Origin of the sequence: Streptomyces sp. NPDC021562, assembly GCF_040640875.1 — a bacterium.
In the GTDB taxonomy this organism is placed as follows: Bacteria; Actinomycetota; Actinomycetes; order Streptomycetales; family Streptomycetaceae; genus Streptomyces.
Genome location: NZ_JBFACN010000017.1, coordinates 24644 through 38639 on the forward strand (window position 1 = coordinate 24644; position 13996 = coordinate 38639).

At 73.7% G+C, this 13996-nt stretch carries 14 protein-coding genes; 6 read left to right on the forward strand and 8 right to left on the reverse strand.

Annotation, left to right across the window (positions count from 1 at the left end):
* Positions 1 to 8 precede the first annotated feature (8 nt).
* From AB0G52_RS25715 to AB0G52_RS25730, 4 genes are read right to left on the reverse strand one after another with little or no spacing between them, the layout of a single operon-like run.
* Positions 9 to 749: an MnhB domain-containing protein gene (locus AB0G52_RS25715; protein ID WP_132892432.1), complete on the reverse strand. Its 741-nt coding sequence runs from the start codon at positions 747 to 749 to the stop codon at positions 9 to 11.
* Positions 746 to 1000 carry a hydrogenase subunit MbhD domain-containing protein gene (locus AB0G52_RS25720; RefSeq protein ID WP_132892434.1) on the reverse strand — a complete coding sequence of 85 codons (255 nt, stop codon included), beginning with the start codon at positions 998 to 1000 and terminating at the stop codon, positions 746 to 748. Before AB0G52_RS25720 ends, AB0G52_RS25715 begins: the two co-directional genes overlap by 4 nt.
* Entirely contained in the window at positions 993 to 1445 is a 453-nt protein-coding gene (locus AB0G52_RS25725) for a monovalent cation/H+ antiporter complex subunit F (RefSeq protein WP_132892436.1), read from the reverse strand. Before AB0G52_RS25725 ends, AB0G52_RS25720 begins: the two co-directional genes overlap by 8 nt.
* The gene (locus AB0G52_RS25730; RefSeq protein WP_132892437.1) at positions 1442 to 1624 is read right to left on the reverse strand and encodes a hypothetical protein; all 183 of its coding nucleotides are present in this window, start codon (positions 1622 to 1624) and stop codon (positions 1442 to 1444) included. The genes AB0G52_RS25725 and AB0G52_RS25730 overlap by 4 nt, the downstream gene beginning before the upstream one ends.
* A gap of 539 nt (positions 1625 to 2163) precedes the next feature.
* Between AB0G52_RS25730 and AB0G52_RS25735 the strand changes: the two genes are divergently transcribed.
* Both AB0G52_RS25735 and AB0G52_RS25740 read left to right on the forward strand, forming a co-directional pair.
* Positions 2164 to 2682, forward strand: a complete 519-nt coding sequence (locus AB0G52_RS25735; RefSeq protein ID WP_361339244.1) for a VanZ family protein — start codon at positions 2164 to 2166, stop codon at positions 2680 to 2682.
* A gap of 133 nt (positions 2683 to 2815) precedes the next feature.
* The gene (locus AB0G52_RS25740; protein WP_361338974.1) at positions 2816 to 4060 is read left to right on the forward strand and encodes a family 16 glycosylhydrolase; all 1245 of its coding nucleotides are present in this window, start codon (positions 2816 to 2818) and stop codon (positions 4058 to 4060) included.
* Positions 4061 to 4069: 9 nt separating this feature from the next.
* Here AB0G52_RS25740 and AB0G52_RS25745 read toward each other — a convergent pair whose 3' ends face one another.
* Positions 4070 to 4327, reverse strand: a complete 258-nt coding sequence (locus tag AB0G52_RS25745) for a hypothetical protein (protein ID WP_132892442.1) — start codon at positions 4325 to 4327, stop codon at positions 4070 to 4072.
* Positions 4328 to 4394: 67 nt separating this feature from the next.
* Between AB0G52_RS25745 and AB0G52_RS25750 the strand changes: the two genes are divergently transcribed.
* The 4 genes from AB0G52_RS25750 to AB0G52_RS25765 all read left to right on the forward strand — a co-directional run bounded on the left by AB0G52_RS25750 (position 4395) and on the right by AB0G52_RS25765 (position 8545).
* A complete protein-coding gene (locus AB0G52_RS25750; protein WP_361338979.1) occupies positions 4395 to 5432 on the forward strand; it encodes a PHP domain-containing protein in 1038 nt (345 codons plus the stop codon).
* 69 nt (positions 5433 to 5501) lie between these two features.
* Positions 5502 to 6164, forward strand: a complete 663-nt coding sequence (locus AB0G52_RS25755; protein ID WP_361338983.1) for an HAD family hydrolase — start codon at positions 5502 to 5504, stop codon at positions 6162 to 6164.
* Positions 6165 to 6470: 306 nt separating this feature from the next.
* Positions 6471 to 7433: an SDR family NAD(P)-dependent oxidoreductase gene (locus tag AB0G52_RS25760; protein WP_132892447.1), complete on the forward strand. Its 963-nt coding sequence runs from the start codon at positions 6471 to 6473 to the stop codon at positions 7431 to 7433.
* Between the two features lie 83 nt (positions 7434 to 7516).
* Positions 7517 to 8545, forward strand: a complete 1029-nt coding sequence (locus AB0G52_RS25765; protein ID WP_132892449.1) for an SDR family oxidoreductase — start codon at positions 7517 to 7519, stop codon at positions 8543 to 8545.
* 386 nt (positions 8546 to 8931) lie between these two features.
* Here the strand turns inward: AB0G52_RS25765 and AB0G52_RS25770 are convergent, their stop codons facing one another.
* The 3 genes from AB0G52_RS25770 to AB0G52_RS25780 all read right to left on the reverse strand — a co-directional run bounded on the left by AB0G52_RS25770 (position 8932) and on the right by AB0G52_RS25780 (position 13859).
* Positions 8932 to 9153: a hypothetical protein gene (locus tag AB0G52_RS25770; RefSeq protein ID WP_132892451.1), complete on the reverse strand. Its 222-nt coding sequence runs from the start codon at positions 9151 to 9153 to the stop codon at positions 8932 to 8934.
* A 77-nt stretch (positions 9154 to 9230) separates the two neighbouring features.
* The gene (locus AB0G52_RS25775) at positions 9231 to 10520 is read right to left on the reverse strand and encodes an ROK family transcriptional regulator (protein ID WP_132892453.1); all 1290 of its coding nucleotides are present in this window, start codon (positions 10518 to 10520) and stop codon (positions 9231 to 9233) included.
* A gap of 162 nt (positions 10521 to 10682) precedes the next feature.
* Positions 10683 to 13859 carry a cytochrome P450 gene (locus AB0G52_RS25780; RefSeq protein ID WP_361338990.1) on the reverse strand — a complete coding sequence of 1059 codons (3177 nt, stop codon included), beginning with the start codon at positions 13857 to 13859 and terminating at the stop codon, positions 10683 to 10685.
* Between the last annotated feature and the right edge of the window lie 137 nt (positions 13860 to 13996).

Below are 13996 nucleotides of genomic sequence, written 5' to 3' on the forward strand. Positions count from 1 at the left end.
CTGCGGGCTCACCTCCCGTTCTCCTCCTCGATCTCGACGGCCTGGTCGAGGAAGCGGGCGAGCAGCACCACGACCGCGCTCGCCACCTCCATGCCGATGGCCGCGTTCAGCAGGGGGACCGTGCCGCCGGAGGACAGCGTGTTGAAGGTGCCGTAGGGCAGCAGGGTGTTGGCGAGGAACGCCGTGCCGGCCAGCACCCCGGCGAGGCCGAGGACCAGGTAGGAACAGGCCGCCAGGGAGTCGGTGACCTCGAAGAGGCCGATGGGGCGGACGCGTTCCAGGGCGCCGTAGTCGGCGCCGAGGTACAGCAGGTGCAGCGCGGTCGCGGCGACCACCCCGCCCTGGAAGCCGCCGCCGGGGCTGAGCTGGCCGTGCGCGATGACGTACAGGCCGGTGACCAGGGCGACGGGCAGCACCAGCAGGGCGTACCGGCGCACCGGCGGGGCGACGTCGGTGGGCTCGGGGCGGGCTTGGTGCTCGTCCCGGTTCTGGCGCAGCAGGACCACGCAGCCGAGGACGGCGGCGAACAGGATGCTCATCTCGCCGAGGGTGTCGTAGGCGCGCTGGTCGAAGTTGACGGAGGAGACGACGTTGGCGGTGTGCCGGGCGAGGGCGGCACGCACGGCGCGGTCGCCGTAGGGGTGACGGGTGCCGCCGAAGCCGGGCAGGTCGAAGCAGGCGGCGACCAGCAGCGCCGCCAGGGCCGCCCCGCCGGTCGCCAGCACCCACAGCCGGAAGGAGCGGCTCACTTCCCGTCCTCCTTCCCGCGCCGTCGCACCTTGCGCACCGACAGCATGATCAGCAGCGGGGTCAGCGCCGAGCCGACGGCGAGCTGGGAGAGGCCGACGTCGGGGGCCTGGAGCACGGTGAAGACGACGCCGAGGAACAGTCCGAGCACGGACAGCACCAGGGCCTGACGGGCCGGGTCCCGGGTCGCCACGGCAGCGGTCGCCGCTCCCGCGGTGAGCAGCAGGGCCACGACGATGACCGCGTCAGCCACCGCGCACCCCCCGGAAGCCGCCGGACAGGGCCCGGGAGGCGACCACGTTCCCGCCGATCAGCAGCGCCCCGATCACCAGGAGTTTCACCATCGCCCGGCTCGGCCCGGTCGCCACGCACAGGGCGACCACGACGGCCGTGTCCACCGCGACCGTCGTCCAGGTCAGGCCCCAGGCGGCGGCCCGGTCGTCCGTCAGGTCGTCGGCGAGCAGCCGGGCGAAGACCAGGGTGCCGACCGGGCCCAGCAGGGCCAGCAGCAGGCCGAGATCGACGTAGGACGTACGCCCGTAGCCCTGGGCGAGCAGCAGCAGGCTCGCGCAGACGGCCGAGGTGGAGAGGTTCTGGGCGACCACGCGCCGGCTCAGCGGGCCGGTGGCCACGCCCCACAGGGCGGTGCCCGCGCCCCCGGCCAGCAGGACGGTCGCCGCCAGGATCCAGCCGTTCACCGCGGGCCCACCGCCCGTCGGCCGGCCCGTGCGACCAGCGCGCCGACCGCCGCCGCACTCGCGCCGACGATCCGCTCCAGGGTGTCGACGGTGCTGATGAGCACCAGCCAGAGCAGGGCGAGCACGACCCACCACGCCAGCACTTCGGCCGCGGCGACGAGAGCCGTACGCCTGGTCATACGCCGCCTCCTCGGTCGCCGCGCGGCTCGATGTCCGATTCGTCGCTTCTTCGCCGCTTGTGCATCCAAGCACCGCGGTCGTCGCCGGGAGCGGCGGCACGCGGGAACGCACTCGGAGTGCCCGGGAGGCGCATCCGGAAACCAGCGGTCTGCTCCGGCTGCCGCCCGGGGCCCGGCATCGCTCGGCGTTTCGGGGGTAACTGGGCTACCACGCCGAAAGGTTGGGGAGAGTGGAGGACTGAATGGCCAGCGCCGCCTCGCGCCTGCGCATCACCAAGGGCGACACCACCGAGGAGACGAAGAGGGACGGGGACACCGGTACGAGGACGAGGCTGTTCAGCAGGGCCGCACGCGTCGTCGGCGGCCGCGGCGACCGGCCGGCCGCCACCCCGAAGGGGGCCAGGTCCGCCGGGCCCGCCGATGCCGGGAGGAAGGGCCTCAGGGACAGGCTGCGCTTCTCCGGCGCGGCAGGCGGCACCACCGCGCCGGGCCGCCCGGCCGAGCCGGCGGAAACCGGCAGGAAGGGCCTCATCGGCAGGCTGCGCGGCTCCGGTGCGGCGGACGAGAAGGGTCCCGCCGGCAAGGCCGGCACCGAACGTCGTCCGCTCCCGCTCCCGCTGCGACTGCTGGCGATGGCCGTCGCCTTCGCCGCGATGGTGGCCTTCGCCGTCGTCCTCGCCGACCTGACCCTGGATCCGTCCCCGGCGTCCGTGTCGATCGCCCACACCAACCTGCATCCCGGGGCGACCCTCAAGCTCTACCTGGACCAGCCCGCGTTCCGTGACGCCGTCAAGCAGATCGGCGGGAACGTCCTGCTGGGTGTCCCGTTCGGGATCCTGGTACCGGTGCTCGCCCCCGGCGCCCGGGGCGTGCTGCGGGTGCTGCTGCTCACGGCGATCGTGATGCTGCTGGTGGAGCTGGCGCAGGGCGCGCTGGTCACCGGGCGGGCGTTCGACGTGGACGACGTCATCCTCAACACCACCGGCGCGCTGATCGGCTGGCTGCTGCTCGGCCGGCTGCTCGGCCGCGCGGTGCACGCCCGCAAGCGCAAGGCGTGACCGCGGCCCCTCCCTACCGGTACCGGCGGCCACGGCCGCCGGTACCGGTCTGTACCAAGGTATTGACGCCCACTTATCTCACTTCTTAAATCAAGAGGCGATGCCTTCACCCCCCACCTCGGAAGGACGATTTGTGGCCTCTCCCCGCCTGCTCCGCAGATGTCTGTTCGCCGCGCTGTCCGCGGCGCTGGTCGCGACGGCCGCCGTCGGGCCCGCACGGGCCGCGTCCGCCTCCGCCGGCGCCGGCGCGGCCGCTGTGACCTTCTCCGACACCTTCGACGGGCCCGCCGGTTCGGCGGTCGACTCCTCGAAGTGGACGACGGAGACCGGCGACAACGTCAACAACCACGAACGGGAGTACTACACCTCGGGCACCCACAACGCCGCTCTCGACGGCCAGGGGCACCTGGTCATCACGGCCAGGAAGGAGAATCCCGCCAACTACCAGTGCTGGTACGGCACCTGCCAGTACACCTCCGCCCGGCTGAACACCTCCGGGAAGTTCTCCGCCCGGTACGGGCACGTCGAGGCCCGGATGAAGATCCCGCGCGGGCAGGGCATGTGGCCCGCGTTCTGGATGCTCGGCGACGACATCGGCTCGGTCGGCTGGCCGAACTCCGGTGAGATCGACGTGATGGAGAACGTCGGCTTCGAGCCCTCGACCGTGCACGGCACCATCCACGGCCCGGGCTACTCGGGCTCGAACGGCATAGGCGCGGCCTACTCCCTCCCGAACGGGCAGGCCTTCGCGGACGGCTTCCACACCTTCGCGGTCGACTGGGCACCCGACTCGATCAAGTGGTCGGTCGACGGCACCGTCTACGAGACGCGCACACCGGCCGACGTGGGCGGCAACACCTGGGTCTTCGACAAGCCGTTCTTCCTGATCCTGAACCTCGCCGTGGGCGGCTACTGGCCGGGCGACCCGGACGGCTCCACGTCCTTCCCGGCCCAGCTGGTGGTGGACTCGGTGTCGGTGACCACCAGTGACACGGCGGCCGGCGTGGCGATCAGGGGCCTGGCCGGCAAGTGCGTGGACGTCGCCGGGGCGAACTCCGCCAACGGAACCCCCGTCCAGCTCTACGACTGCAACGGCACCGCCGCCCAGCAGTGGACCGTGGGCTCGGACGGCACGATCCGCGCGCTCGGCAAGTGCCTGGACGTGACCAGCGGCGGCACCACGGACGGCACCCCGGTCCAGCTCTACGACTGCAACGGCACCGCCGCCCAGACATGGGCCGTCAGCTCGGCGCACGACATCGTCAACCCGCAGGCGAACAAGTGCCTCGACGTCACCGGCAACACCTCGGCCAACGCCACCCGGCTGCAGATCTGGACCTGCACGGGCGCCGCCAACCAGAAGTGGACGCTCGGCTGATCCCGTACCTCAGCGGCGCGCCGGGCGGGGCGTCCAGGTGAACTTGTCCCCGCCCACCCAGCAGACCACGGCCGGGTCGTCCAGGTCGTGGACCGTGATGCCGTAGGCCGCGGCGACCGACAGCACCTCGGTGATGTCCCTCGCCTCGGCGACCACCTCGCCGTCGATCTCCACGATGCGGAAGGGCAAGGTCCCCGGCCTGCCGGTCATGACCCCGAGGACCAGGATCCGCGGCTGGGAGATGTAGGGGCTCGCTATCTCCGTCATGCATTCGAGGGTAGATCTCCCCGGGCGGAAGTGACCTGCCTGCGTCACGCTGGCGGTGGAGGTGGCCATGGACCCCGTCGAGGCGCTGGAACGGATCGCCTTCCTGCTGGAACGGGCGCTGGCCCCGACGTACCGGGTCCGCGCCTTCCGCACCGCCGCCCGGGTGCTGGCGGCGCTGCCCGCCGGGGAGGTCGCCGAGCGGGCGCGGGCCGGGACCCTGGAGACGCTCAAGGGCGTGGGCCCGAAGACGGCCCAGGTGGCGCGTGAGGCCCTGGCGGGGGATTTGCCCGGATATTTGCGCAAGCTTGAGGAAGGGACGGGAGAGCCGCCGACGGGTCCCGGTTCCGGGTTGCGGGCGCTGCTGCGCGGCGACTGCCATCTGCACTCGGACTGGTCCGACGGGGGCAGCCCGATCGAGGAGATGGGGCGCACCGCGGCCGCGCTCGGCCACGAGTGGGCGGTGCTCACCGACCACTCCCCCCGGCTCACGGTGGCGCGCGGGCTGTCCCCCGAGCGGCTGCGCGAGCAGCTGGCGGTGGTCGCGCGGCTGAACGCGGGCTGGGCGCCGTTCCGGCTGCTCACCGGCATCGAGTGCGACATCCTGGAGGACGGCTCGCTGGACCAGGAGCCGGAGCTGCTGGAGCGGCTGGACCTGGTCGTCGTCTCGGTCCACTCCAAGCTGCGGATGGACGCCCGCTCGATGACCCGGCGCATGGTGCGGGCCGTGCGGGATCCGCACGCCGACGTCCTCGGGCACTGCACGGGCCGGCTGGTCACCGGGCGGGGGCGGCCCGAATCGGAGTTCGACGCGGACGAGGTGTTCGCCGCGTGCGCCGAGTCCGGTACGGCCGTGGAGATCAACAGCCGCCCCGAACGCCTCGACCCGCCCCGGCGGTTGCTGCGCCGGGCGGTCGAGGCGGGGGTGCTGTTCTCCGTCGACACCGACGCCCACGCCCCGGGCCAGCTCGACTGGCAGATCCTCGGTTGTGCCCGGGCCGAGGAGTGCGGGGTGCCCGCCGACCGGGTGGTGACCACCTGGCCGGTGGGCGACCTGCTGGCCTGGACCCGGGAGGGACGCCTGCCGGCACGCGTGACCGGCGCCTGACGCGGTACCCGCGTCCGTGGGGCAGTACAGGAACCCGTGGGGCAGTACGACAGGAAGGAGCACCGCGCGATGGACCGGGCGGCTGTGTTCGACGTCGACGGGACCCTCGTCGACACCAACCACCTTCATGTGACGACCTGGTGGGAAGCTTTCAGACAGGCCGGCCACGACGTGACCATGCATGCCGTGCACCACAGTGTCGGGCTCGGCTCGGGGGATCTCGTCGCCCGGCTGCTGGGCGACGACCGCGACACGGGGCAGGACGACGACCTCGACGCCGCCCACAAGGCGCTGTACGGGCAGTTCTTCGACCGGCTGGCGCCGCTGCCGGGCGCCGGTGAGCTGCTGCGCCGGCTGCACCGGGACGGCTGGAAGGTCGTGCTGGCCACCTCGGCGAGCGGGCCCGAGCTGGCCGCGCTGCGCCGCGCGATCGACGCCGACGACGCGATCGACGCGACCGCGAGCGCCGAGGACGTGGCGCGCGGCAAGCCCGCGCCGGAGCCCGTGGAGCGCGCCCTGGAGCTGGCCGGGGTCCCGGCGGACCGGGCGGTGTTCGTCGGGGACACCGTCTGGGACATGCAGGCGGGCACCAAGGCGGGGGTGCGGTGCGTGGGACTGCTGTGCGGCGGGATCCCCCGTTCGGACCTGGTGGCGGCCGGGGCGGAGGAGATCTACGCCGACCCCGCCGACCTGCTCGCCTCCCTGGCGGACAGCCCGTTCTCCGATGGGTGAGGCGGATCACACGGGGCTCCGGAACAGCCAGAGGTGGTTGCCCGTTGAACAAGCCGTGGGTGCGGATGGGACAGTGTCCCCGGGCCTCATCTTCCGCCCACAGGGACGATCGTTCGGCTGAAGCCCTGTGGAGCGTCTCGCCGAGAGGCGACCGCCATCCGTGCCCACCCCCTGGCCGCCCCGGCCGCGAATCCCCCGTCGCGGCCGGGGCTTCTCCTTGTCCCACGCGGGCTCACCGGACGTTCGGAGCGGCCCCCGGCCCGGTCGCTTGACTTCGAGCGCACTCCAATTCGTAGCGTCGGGGTCATGAGCACTACGACTCCGCAGCACAAGATCGGTTCCGGCTTCGACGCGCAGAGCACCGCCGACGACGTCCTCGCGGGCCTGGACCTCCACGGCCGGCTCGCGATCGTCACCGGCGGCTACTCCGGGCTCGGCCTGGAGACCACCAAGGCCCTCACCAAGGCGGGCGCCCACGTCGTCGTGCCCGCGAGGCGCGCCGCGGCCGCCCGCGAGGCGCTGGCCGGCCTGGAGCGGGTCGAGGTGGACGAGCTGGACCTCGGCGACCTGGACAGCGTGCGCGGCTTCGCCGAGCGCTTCCTGACCTCCGGCCGGCCCGTCGACTTCATGATCGACAACGCCGGGATCATGGCCTGCCCCGAGACCCGGGTCGGGCCCGGCTGGGAGGCCCAGTTCGCCACCAACCACCTCGGGCACTTCGCGCTCGTCAACCGGCTCTGGCCGGCCCTCACACCCGGCGGCGCCCGGGTCGTGTCGGTGTCCTCACGCGCCCATCACTTCTCCGGGATCCGCTGGGACGACGTCCACTGGCAGCACGGCTACGACAAGTGGGAGGCGTACGGACAGGCCAAGACGGCGAACGTGCTGTTCGCCGTGCACCTCGACCGGCTCGGCCAGGACGTCGGCGTACGGGCCTTCGCCCTGCACCCCGGCGGCATCATGACCCCGCTCCAGCGGCACATCCCCCGCGAGGAGATGATCGAGCGCGGCTGGATCGACGAGCAGGGCACGGTGCTGAACCCGCAGGGGTTCAAGACGCCCGAGCAGGGTGCGGCCACCCAGACCTGGGCGGCCACCTCCCCGCAGCTGGAGGGCATGGGCGGGGTGTACCTGGAGGACTGCGACATCGCCGAACCCGCCGTCGCGGGCGGGTCGACCGGGGTGCAGCCCTGGGCCGTCGACCCGGACCAGGCCGCCCGGCTGTGGGACCTCTCGGCGGAGCTGACCGGCGTGAACGCGTTCGCCTGAGGCGGCGGACGGCCCGGCGGGCGTGGTGTGCCCGCCGGGCGCCCGGGTACCCGGCCAGTCACCGTCGGCGAGAGGAGCCGAAAGTGACCAGCACAGCGGGGCGTCAGATCGTCGTCACGGGGGCCACCGGAAACGTCGGCACGAGCGTCGTGAAGGCACTGGCCGAGGATCCCGGCATCGGATCGATCACCGGGCTGGCCCGGCGGACGCCGGACTGGACACCGCCGAAGACGCGGTGGGCGGCGGCCGACATCGGCGCCGGGCGGACCCAACTGGCCGACCTGTTCGCGGGCGCGGACGCGGTCGTCCATCTCGCCTGGGCGTTCCAGCCGACGCGCGATCCGGCCCGTACCTGGCGTACCAACGTCCTCGGCGGCATCCGGGTGTTCGAGGCGGTCGCGGCGGCCGGGGTGCCGGTGCTGGTGCACGCCTCCTCGGTCGGCGCGTACGCACCCGGCCCCAAGGACCGGCAGGTGGACGAGTCCTGGCCGACGCACGGCTGGCCGGACGCCGCCTACTGCCGGGAGAAGGCCTACCTGGAACGGACCCTGGACATCTTCGAACGCGACCACCCGGAAATCCGGGTGGTGCGGATGCGGCCGGCCTTCCTGTTCAAGCGGGAGTCGGCGAGCGAACAGCGCCGGATCTTCGGCGGCCGGCTGCTGCCCGGTCCGCTGGCCCGGCCCGAGCTGCTGCACTTCCTGCCGGACGTGCCCGGCCTGCGGGTGCAGGCGCTGCACACCGACGACGCGGCCGAGGCGTACCGGCTGGCCGTGACGACCGAGGTCCGGGGCGCCTTCAACCTGGCCGCGGATCCGCCGCTGGACGCGGGCGTGCTGGCCGAGCGGTTCGGTGCGCGTCCGGTCCGGATGCCGCGCACCGCGGCCCGGTCGGCGATCGCCGCGGCCTGGGGGCTGCACCTGCTGCCCGCCTCCCCGCACCTCTTCGACGCGGTGCTGCGGCTGCCCCTGATGGACTGCACCCGCGCCCATGAGGAACTGGGCTGGCGGCCGAGCCGTACGTCGACCGAGGTCCTAGACGAGTTCCTGGAGGGCATGCGCGAAGGCGCGGGGGCGGCGACGGAGCCGATGCGCGGGCGCAAGGTCGGCTGACCGGGGGTCGCGCGGGCCGCCCGGCGAACCGTGGGCCCGTGGCGCACCGTCGGGACGGCGGGCGTACTCGGCGCGACGGCACTCCCGGTCTGCGCCCCAGGCCTGGGGCCGACAGCCGTGGCGTGCGCACGACAGCCGTTGGTCCGTGCCGGACGGCTGGGTCGGCTAACCGAAGGGCTGGGTCGGCTTGCGTGCCCGGCTCGCTCGGATGCGGATGACTCCCCCTCGCCGGTTGCCCGCGCACCGGGTCCCCTCACGCCGGATCCCCTCGCGGCCGACCCCGCCACCGGCCCGGGCGCGGGCTTCCCGGTCGGGCCGGTCACGGGGTCGGTTGCCGGCGCACTCGGCGCTTGCGCGGGCGCGGGCGGGTGACGCTCAGGGGCTGGTCAGGCCGGGGGCTCGTCGGGGATCGGGGCCTCGGGGTGCACCGTTCCCGAGCGTGGTGCGCCCTGCGGGCCCGCGCCGGCCTCGTCGGGTTCGGGGACGTCCGTGTCCTCGCTGCGTTCGTCCGTTCGGCGCCCCTCGGCCGCGTCCCACGGGTCCTGGCCGGTGCCGGCCTGCTGGTCCTGCATGTCCCGGGGGACGGGCCTGCCCTGCTTCTCCCCCATGGCGTACCTCCCTCACGACGTGGTTCCGGGGTCCGGCGGGTACCTCGCAGGGCACCGGCGAAACGAGGGGAGTCCGTTCAACGGGGGGTGCGCTCCGCCAGGGCCGCGCGCCAGGCCGGGAGCCGGTCCTCGGCCGCACGTTGCGCGCGCCGGCCGCCGCGGCCGAAGAAGTCGGCCAGGGGCAGGATCGCCGCGCCGACGGTGACCGCGTCCGGGCCGAGCCGCCCCAGGTCGATGGTGACCTGCTCGGCCGGGTGGCGCAGCGCGTACCTGGTCGCGTAACGGCGTACGGCGGGCAGGAAGCGGGCGCCGAGCTGGAGGCCCGCCCAGCCGCCGATCAGGATCCGCTCGGGCTGGAAGAGGTTGATCAGGTCGGAGAGGCCGGCGCCCAGGTACTCGGCGGTCTCCTCCAGGACGGCCAGCGCGACCGGGTCGGGCTCGGTGCCCTCGGGCGGGTAGGCGGCGGCGAGCATGGCGGTGAGCGCGCTCTCCTCGTCGAGGGCCTCGGCGGGCCGGCCGCCCTCCTCGCGCCAGCGGGCCAGCAGCGACTCCGCGCCGGCGTAGGCCTCCAGGCAGCCGAGCGCGCCGCAACGGCAGCGGCGGCCCCGCACCCGTACCGTGAGGTGCCCCCACTCCACGGCCCGCCCGTGCTCCACCTCCGCGGTGACCAGGCACGCGCCGACACCGGAGCCGAACAGCACCACCACCGCGTTGTCCGCGCCCCGCCCGGCTCCGAACCACATCTCCGCCTGGCCCAGGGTCTTGGCGCCGTTGTCGATGAAGTACCGCACCGATTCCGGGAGTTGACTGCCGGAGCGGAGCAGCTCCTCCAGCGGCACGGCGTCCCAGCCGATGGTCTGGCCGTGCACGACGGCGCCCCGGTCACCGGTGTGCTCCACGATGCCCGGGACGCCCACGCCGACGCCGAGCAGCAGTTCGGGATGGGCCCCTTCGGTGGCGAGGACCTCGGCGATGCCGTCCCGGATGTGGCCGACGATCACCTCGACGTCGTAGCCCTGCTGCTCCAACGGGCGCTCGGCGCGGGCGAGTTCGGTGAGGGTGAGGTCGAACAGCTCGACGCGGACGCGGGTCTCGCCGACGTCCACGCCGATCATGTGGCCGCTGTGCGGGGCGACGCGCAGCAGGGTGCGCGGCCGGCCGCCGTCGGAGTCGACGCTGCCGGCCTCCTCCACCAGGCCGTCCCCGACCAGGTCGGCGACCACGTTGCTCACCGAGCCGGAGCTCAGGCCGGTGGCCGGACCGAGCTCGAAGCGGCTCAGAGGGCCGTCGAAGTAGAGCCGCTGCAGTACGGCCGTGCGGTTGGCCCGCCTGAGGTCGCGCACCGTGCGCCCGTTCCGCCCCGCCATGTGGCTACGCTCCCTTCACGAACCCTGCCCGACCTGCAACATACTCCTTCAGGGGGTCAGAAAGCGATATTTCCCCAACCCTTAGTTCACGATGTGAGCTAAGGGACACGGCAACCGTGGGCACAGGGGGGCGCGGTGAGCCGCCGGCCGGTCGGGGGCCGATCAGTTCGCCGCGTACACATCCTCCACGTAGCGACCCTCCGCCACCAGGGAGTTCAGCCACTGCTCGGCGTCCCCTCCCGGCGTACGGTCGCGGTACATCGTACGGAACGCCTCCCGGACGCCCGGCGCCATCCTGCCGCCGTCGCCGCAGACGTAAACCTTCGCGCCCGCTGCCAGCAGGGCCCACACCTCGTCGGCCTCGGCGGCGACGCGGTGCTGGACGAAGGTGCCCGCCGTGCTGAAGGCCGGACGCAGCGAGACGGCACCGGCGGCCTGCGCCGTGCGCAGCTCCTCGGCGTGCAGGAAGTCCGCGTCGGCCGCGTCACAGCCGAAGTAGCAGAGTGCGGGCGGGAGTTCGGCGCCCGCGGCGCGGGCTGCCGCGCGGTCGGCGACGGCGCCGCGGAACGGGGCCAGGCCGGTGCCCGCCGCGATCATGACCACCGGGGCGGTGTGGTCGACGCGAAAGGCCTCCCGGCAGGGCTGCACGCGGGCGAGCAGGGTGTCACCGGGGCGCAGCGACGCCAGGTGGCCGGAGCCGGTGCCCCGGTAGCGGCCCTTGCCGGACCTGGCGGGTGCCTCCAGGAGGGAGATCATCAGGTCGGCGTGGCGGGGGTCGGCGGCCGGGGACGACGAGATCGAGTAGTGGCGCGGCTTGAGCGGGGTCAGCAGCTCCAGCAGGCGGGGCCAGTCGAGGGCGCCGCGCAGTGCCGGGTGGTCCTCGACCAGCTCGACCAGGGTGCGCGGGTCGGCGGCCGGGGTGCGCGGGTCGTCGGCCAGCGCGGCGAGCGCGGCCCTCTCCGGCGGGCAGGGGTCGGCCTCGGCCAGCAGGGACAGTTGCCGGGCGTTCGGGCGCTCCTGCAACTCGACGTGGTGGGTGAGGAGTTCGCGCACCGTCAGCGGGCGGTCGACCGCGAGGCCGTCGCGCCGGGGCCGGGTGGCGCGGATGTCGAGCACGGCGTCGAGGTCCACGCCGAGGGCGGCGGCCGCGCGGGTGACGAGCGCCGGGGCGTTGACGGGGAGCACGGTCAGGTGGTCGGCGGTGCGGTAGGTGACGCCGTCCGGCAGCGCCACCCGCAGGAAGCGTTTGGTGCGGGGGTGGCCGGCGGCGGTCAGGTCGTACGCCTCGGTGACCGTCATCGGGACCAGACCGTGGCGTGCGGCGACGGCGTCGAGGGGCCCGCCGGTCAGGGCCCTGACCTGGTACGCCGCGGTGGGCTCCGGGTCCGTCGAGGGGGCCGCGCCGGGGTCGCCGTACCGCTCCAGCAGGGCGGTGCGCAGCCGCGCGGTGAAGTCGCGGACCGTGCCGGGCAGGTCGCCGGAGGCGTCGGCGGCGACGCGGTCGGTGAGGCGGCGGGCGCCCAGTTCGGCCAGGCGGTCGTCGATCCGGGTCGGGAAGTGCTGGTAGGTGGCGGCCCAGTTGCGGTCGCCGACGCCGAGCACCGCGTAGGTGACGCCGGTCAGGTCCGGGGCGCTGTCGAGCCAGGCCGCGAAGGCGGTGGCGTCGTCGGTGGGGCGGCCGTTGTAGGAGGCGGCGGTGATGACGACCGGGCGGTCCGTCGGAAGACCGGTGGCGTACGCGTCCAGCGCCGCCACCTCGGTGTCGCAGCCGAGGTCGGCGGCCTCGTCGGCGAGCCGGGCGGCGAGGTCCCGGCAGGTGCCGTAGTTGCTGCCGTGCAGCAGGAGGGCGCCGGTGCCGGTGCGGACGCGGGCCGGGAGAGCGGCCGTCTGCCGCGGGTTCCGGTCGGCCGTCGGCGCGGCGCCGGGCAGCGGCGGGTGGACGCGGTCGGCGGAGGTGCGCGGGACGAGGGTCAGGGTGAAGCCCTCCGGCTTGAGGGTGAGAGTCTCCTTGACGGTGAGGGCGTACCGCGCGTGGTCCTGGAGCCGGTAGCGGTGCACCAGCAGGGCCAGCAGCATGGTCGCCTCGTGCAGGGCGAACTGCCTGCCGATGCAGGCCCGTTCACCTGTGCCGAACGGCTTGAAGGCGTGCACCGGGCGGGCTGCCTCGGCCTCCGGGGTGAACCGGGAGGGGTCGAAGAGCTCGGGGTTGTCGCCCCAGACCGGCTGACGGTGCAGCATCGGGGCGAGCACGGTGACGGACTGCCCCGCCGTCAGCGGCACCCGTCCGCCGAGCAGGGTGTCGTCGAGGGCGTGCCGGCTGAACGCGGCGGCGGTCGGCCACAGTCGCAGTGCCTCGTTGAGCACCTGACGGGTGTAGGCGAGGCGGCCGACCTCGTCGTAGGTGGGCTCGGGGTCGGGCGTGTCACCCCACAGGGCGTCCGCCTCGCGCTGCACCAGCCGGAGCGCGGTGGGGTGCTTGGCCAGGTAGTACAGGGCGAAGGACATCGCGCCGGAGGTGGTCTCGTGCCCGGCGATGAGGAAGGTGATGACCTGGTTGCGGATGTTGGCCCGGTCCAGGGTGGCGCCGTCGGCGGGGTGCCGGGCGGAGAGCATGAGGCCGAGCAGGTCCTCGGCCGTGCCCTGGTCGGTGCCGGTGCGGGAGGCGATGACGTCGTCCACGACCTGGGCGAGGTAGCCGGCGTCGTCCCGGAAGGCGGCGTCGGCGGCCGAGTGGTCGGCGCCGGGCGTGCGGGCCAGGCGGGTCATGCTCCACTCCAGGCAGCGGACCATGGACTCGACGAAGGGGTGCGGTTCGGTGCGTTCGAAGGAGCCGAAGTCGTAGCCGAACCCGGCGAGGCCGATGGTGTCGAGGGTCATCCTGGTCATGTCGTCCGGCACGTCGACCGGCCGTCCTGCGTGGGCGGCCCGGTCCCAGGACTCGATCAGGCGGCGGGCGACCCCGAGCATCACCGGGTGGTAGGTGCGCATCGAGCCGAGCGCGAAGGCGGGCATGAGGATGTCGTGCGCCCTGGCCCAGTTGGGCTCGTCGTTGTAGGCGGTGAACAGCCCGTCGGCGGCGAAGGCGCGGACGTTCTCCAGGGCGGGCCCGATGTGCTTGGCGAACCGCTGCTCGTCGGCGAGGTCCTCGACCAGGTCGGTGTCGGCGACGAACAGGGTGTCCCGTCCGTGCAGCCGTCGTACCAGGATCGGGCCGTGCTCCCGCATCAGGTTCATGACCTGCTGGACGGGGGTGCGGCCGGGTCCGGTGGCGGTGATGTCCACGACGGGGACGCCGGGCAGGGTGTCGGTGGTGTCGGGGTGCGGCGCGGTGGGGGGCATGGCGCGACAACTGCCTTTCGCGGTACGGAAGTCCTGCGTTCCAGCGTGGTCCTCGGGGAGCGGGCCACGAGGCCGTGGCACTACACGAACGTGCAGTCGAAAACCGCCTTCGGTCCTTGCGTCGTGCCGATGGAGTT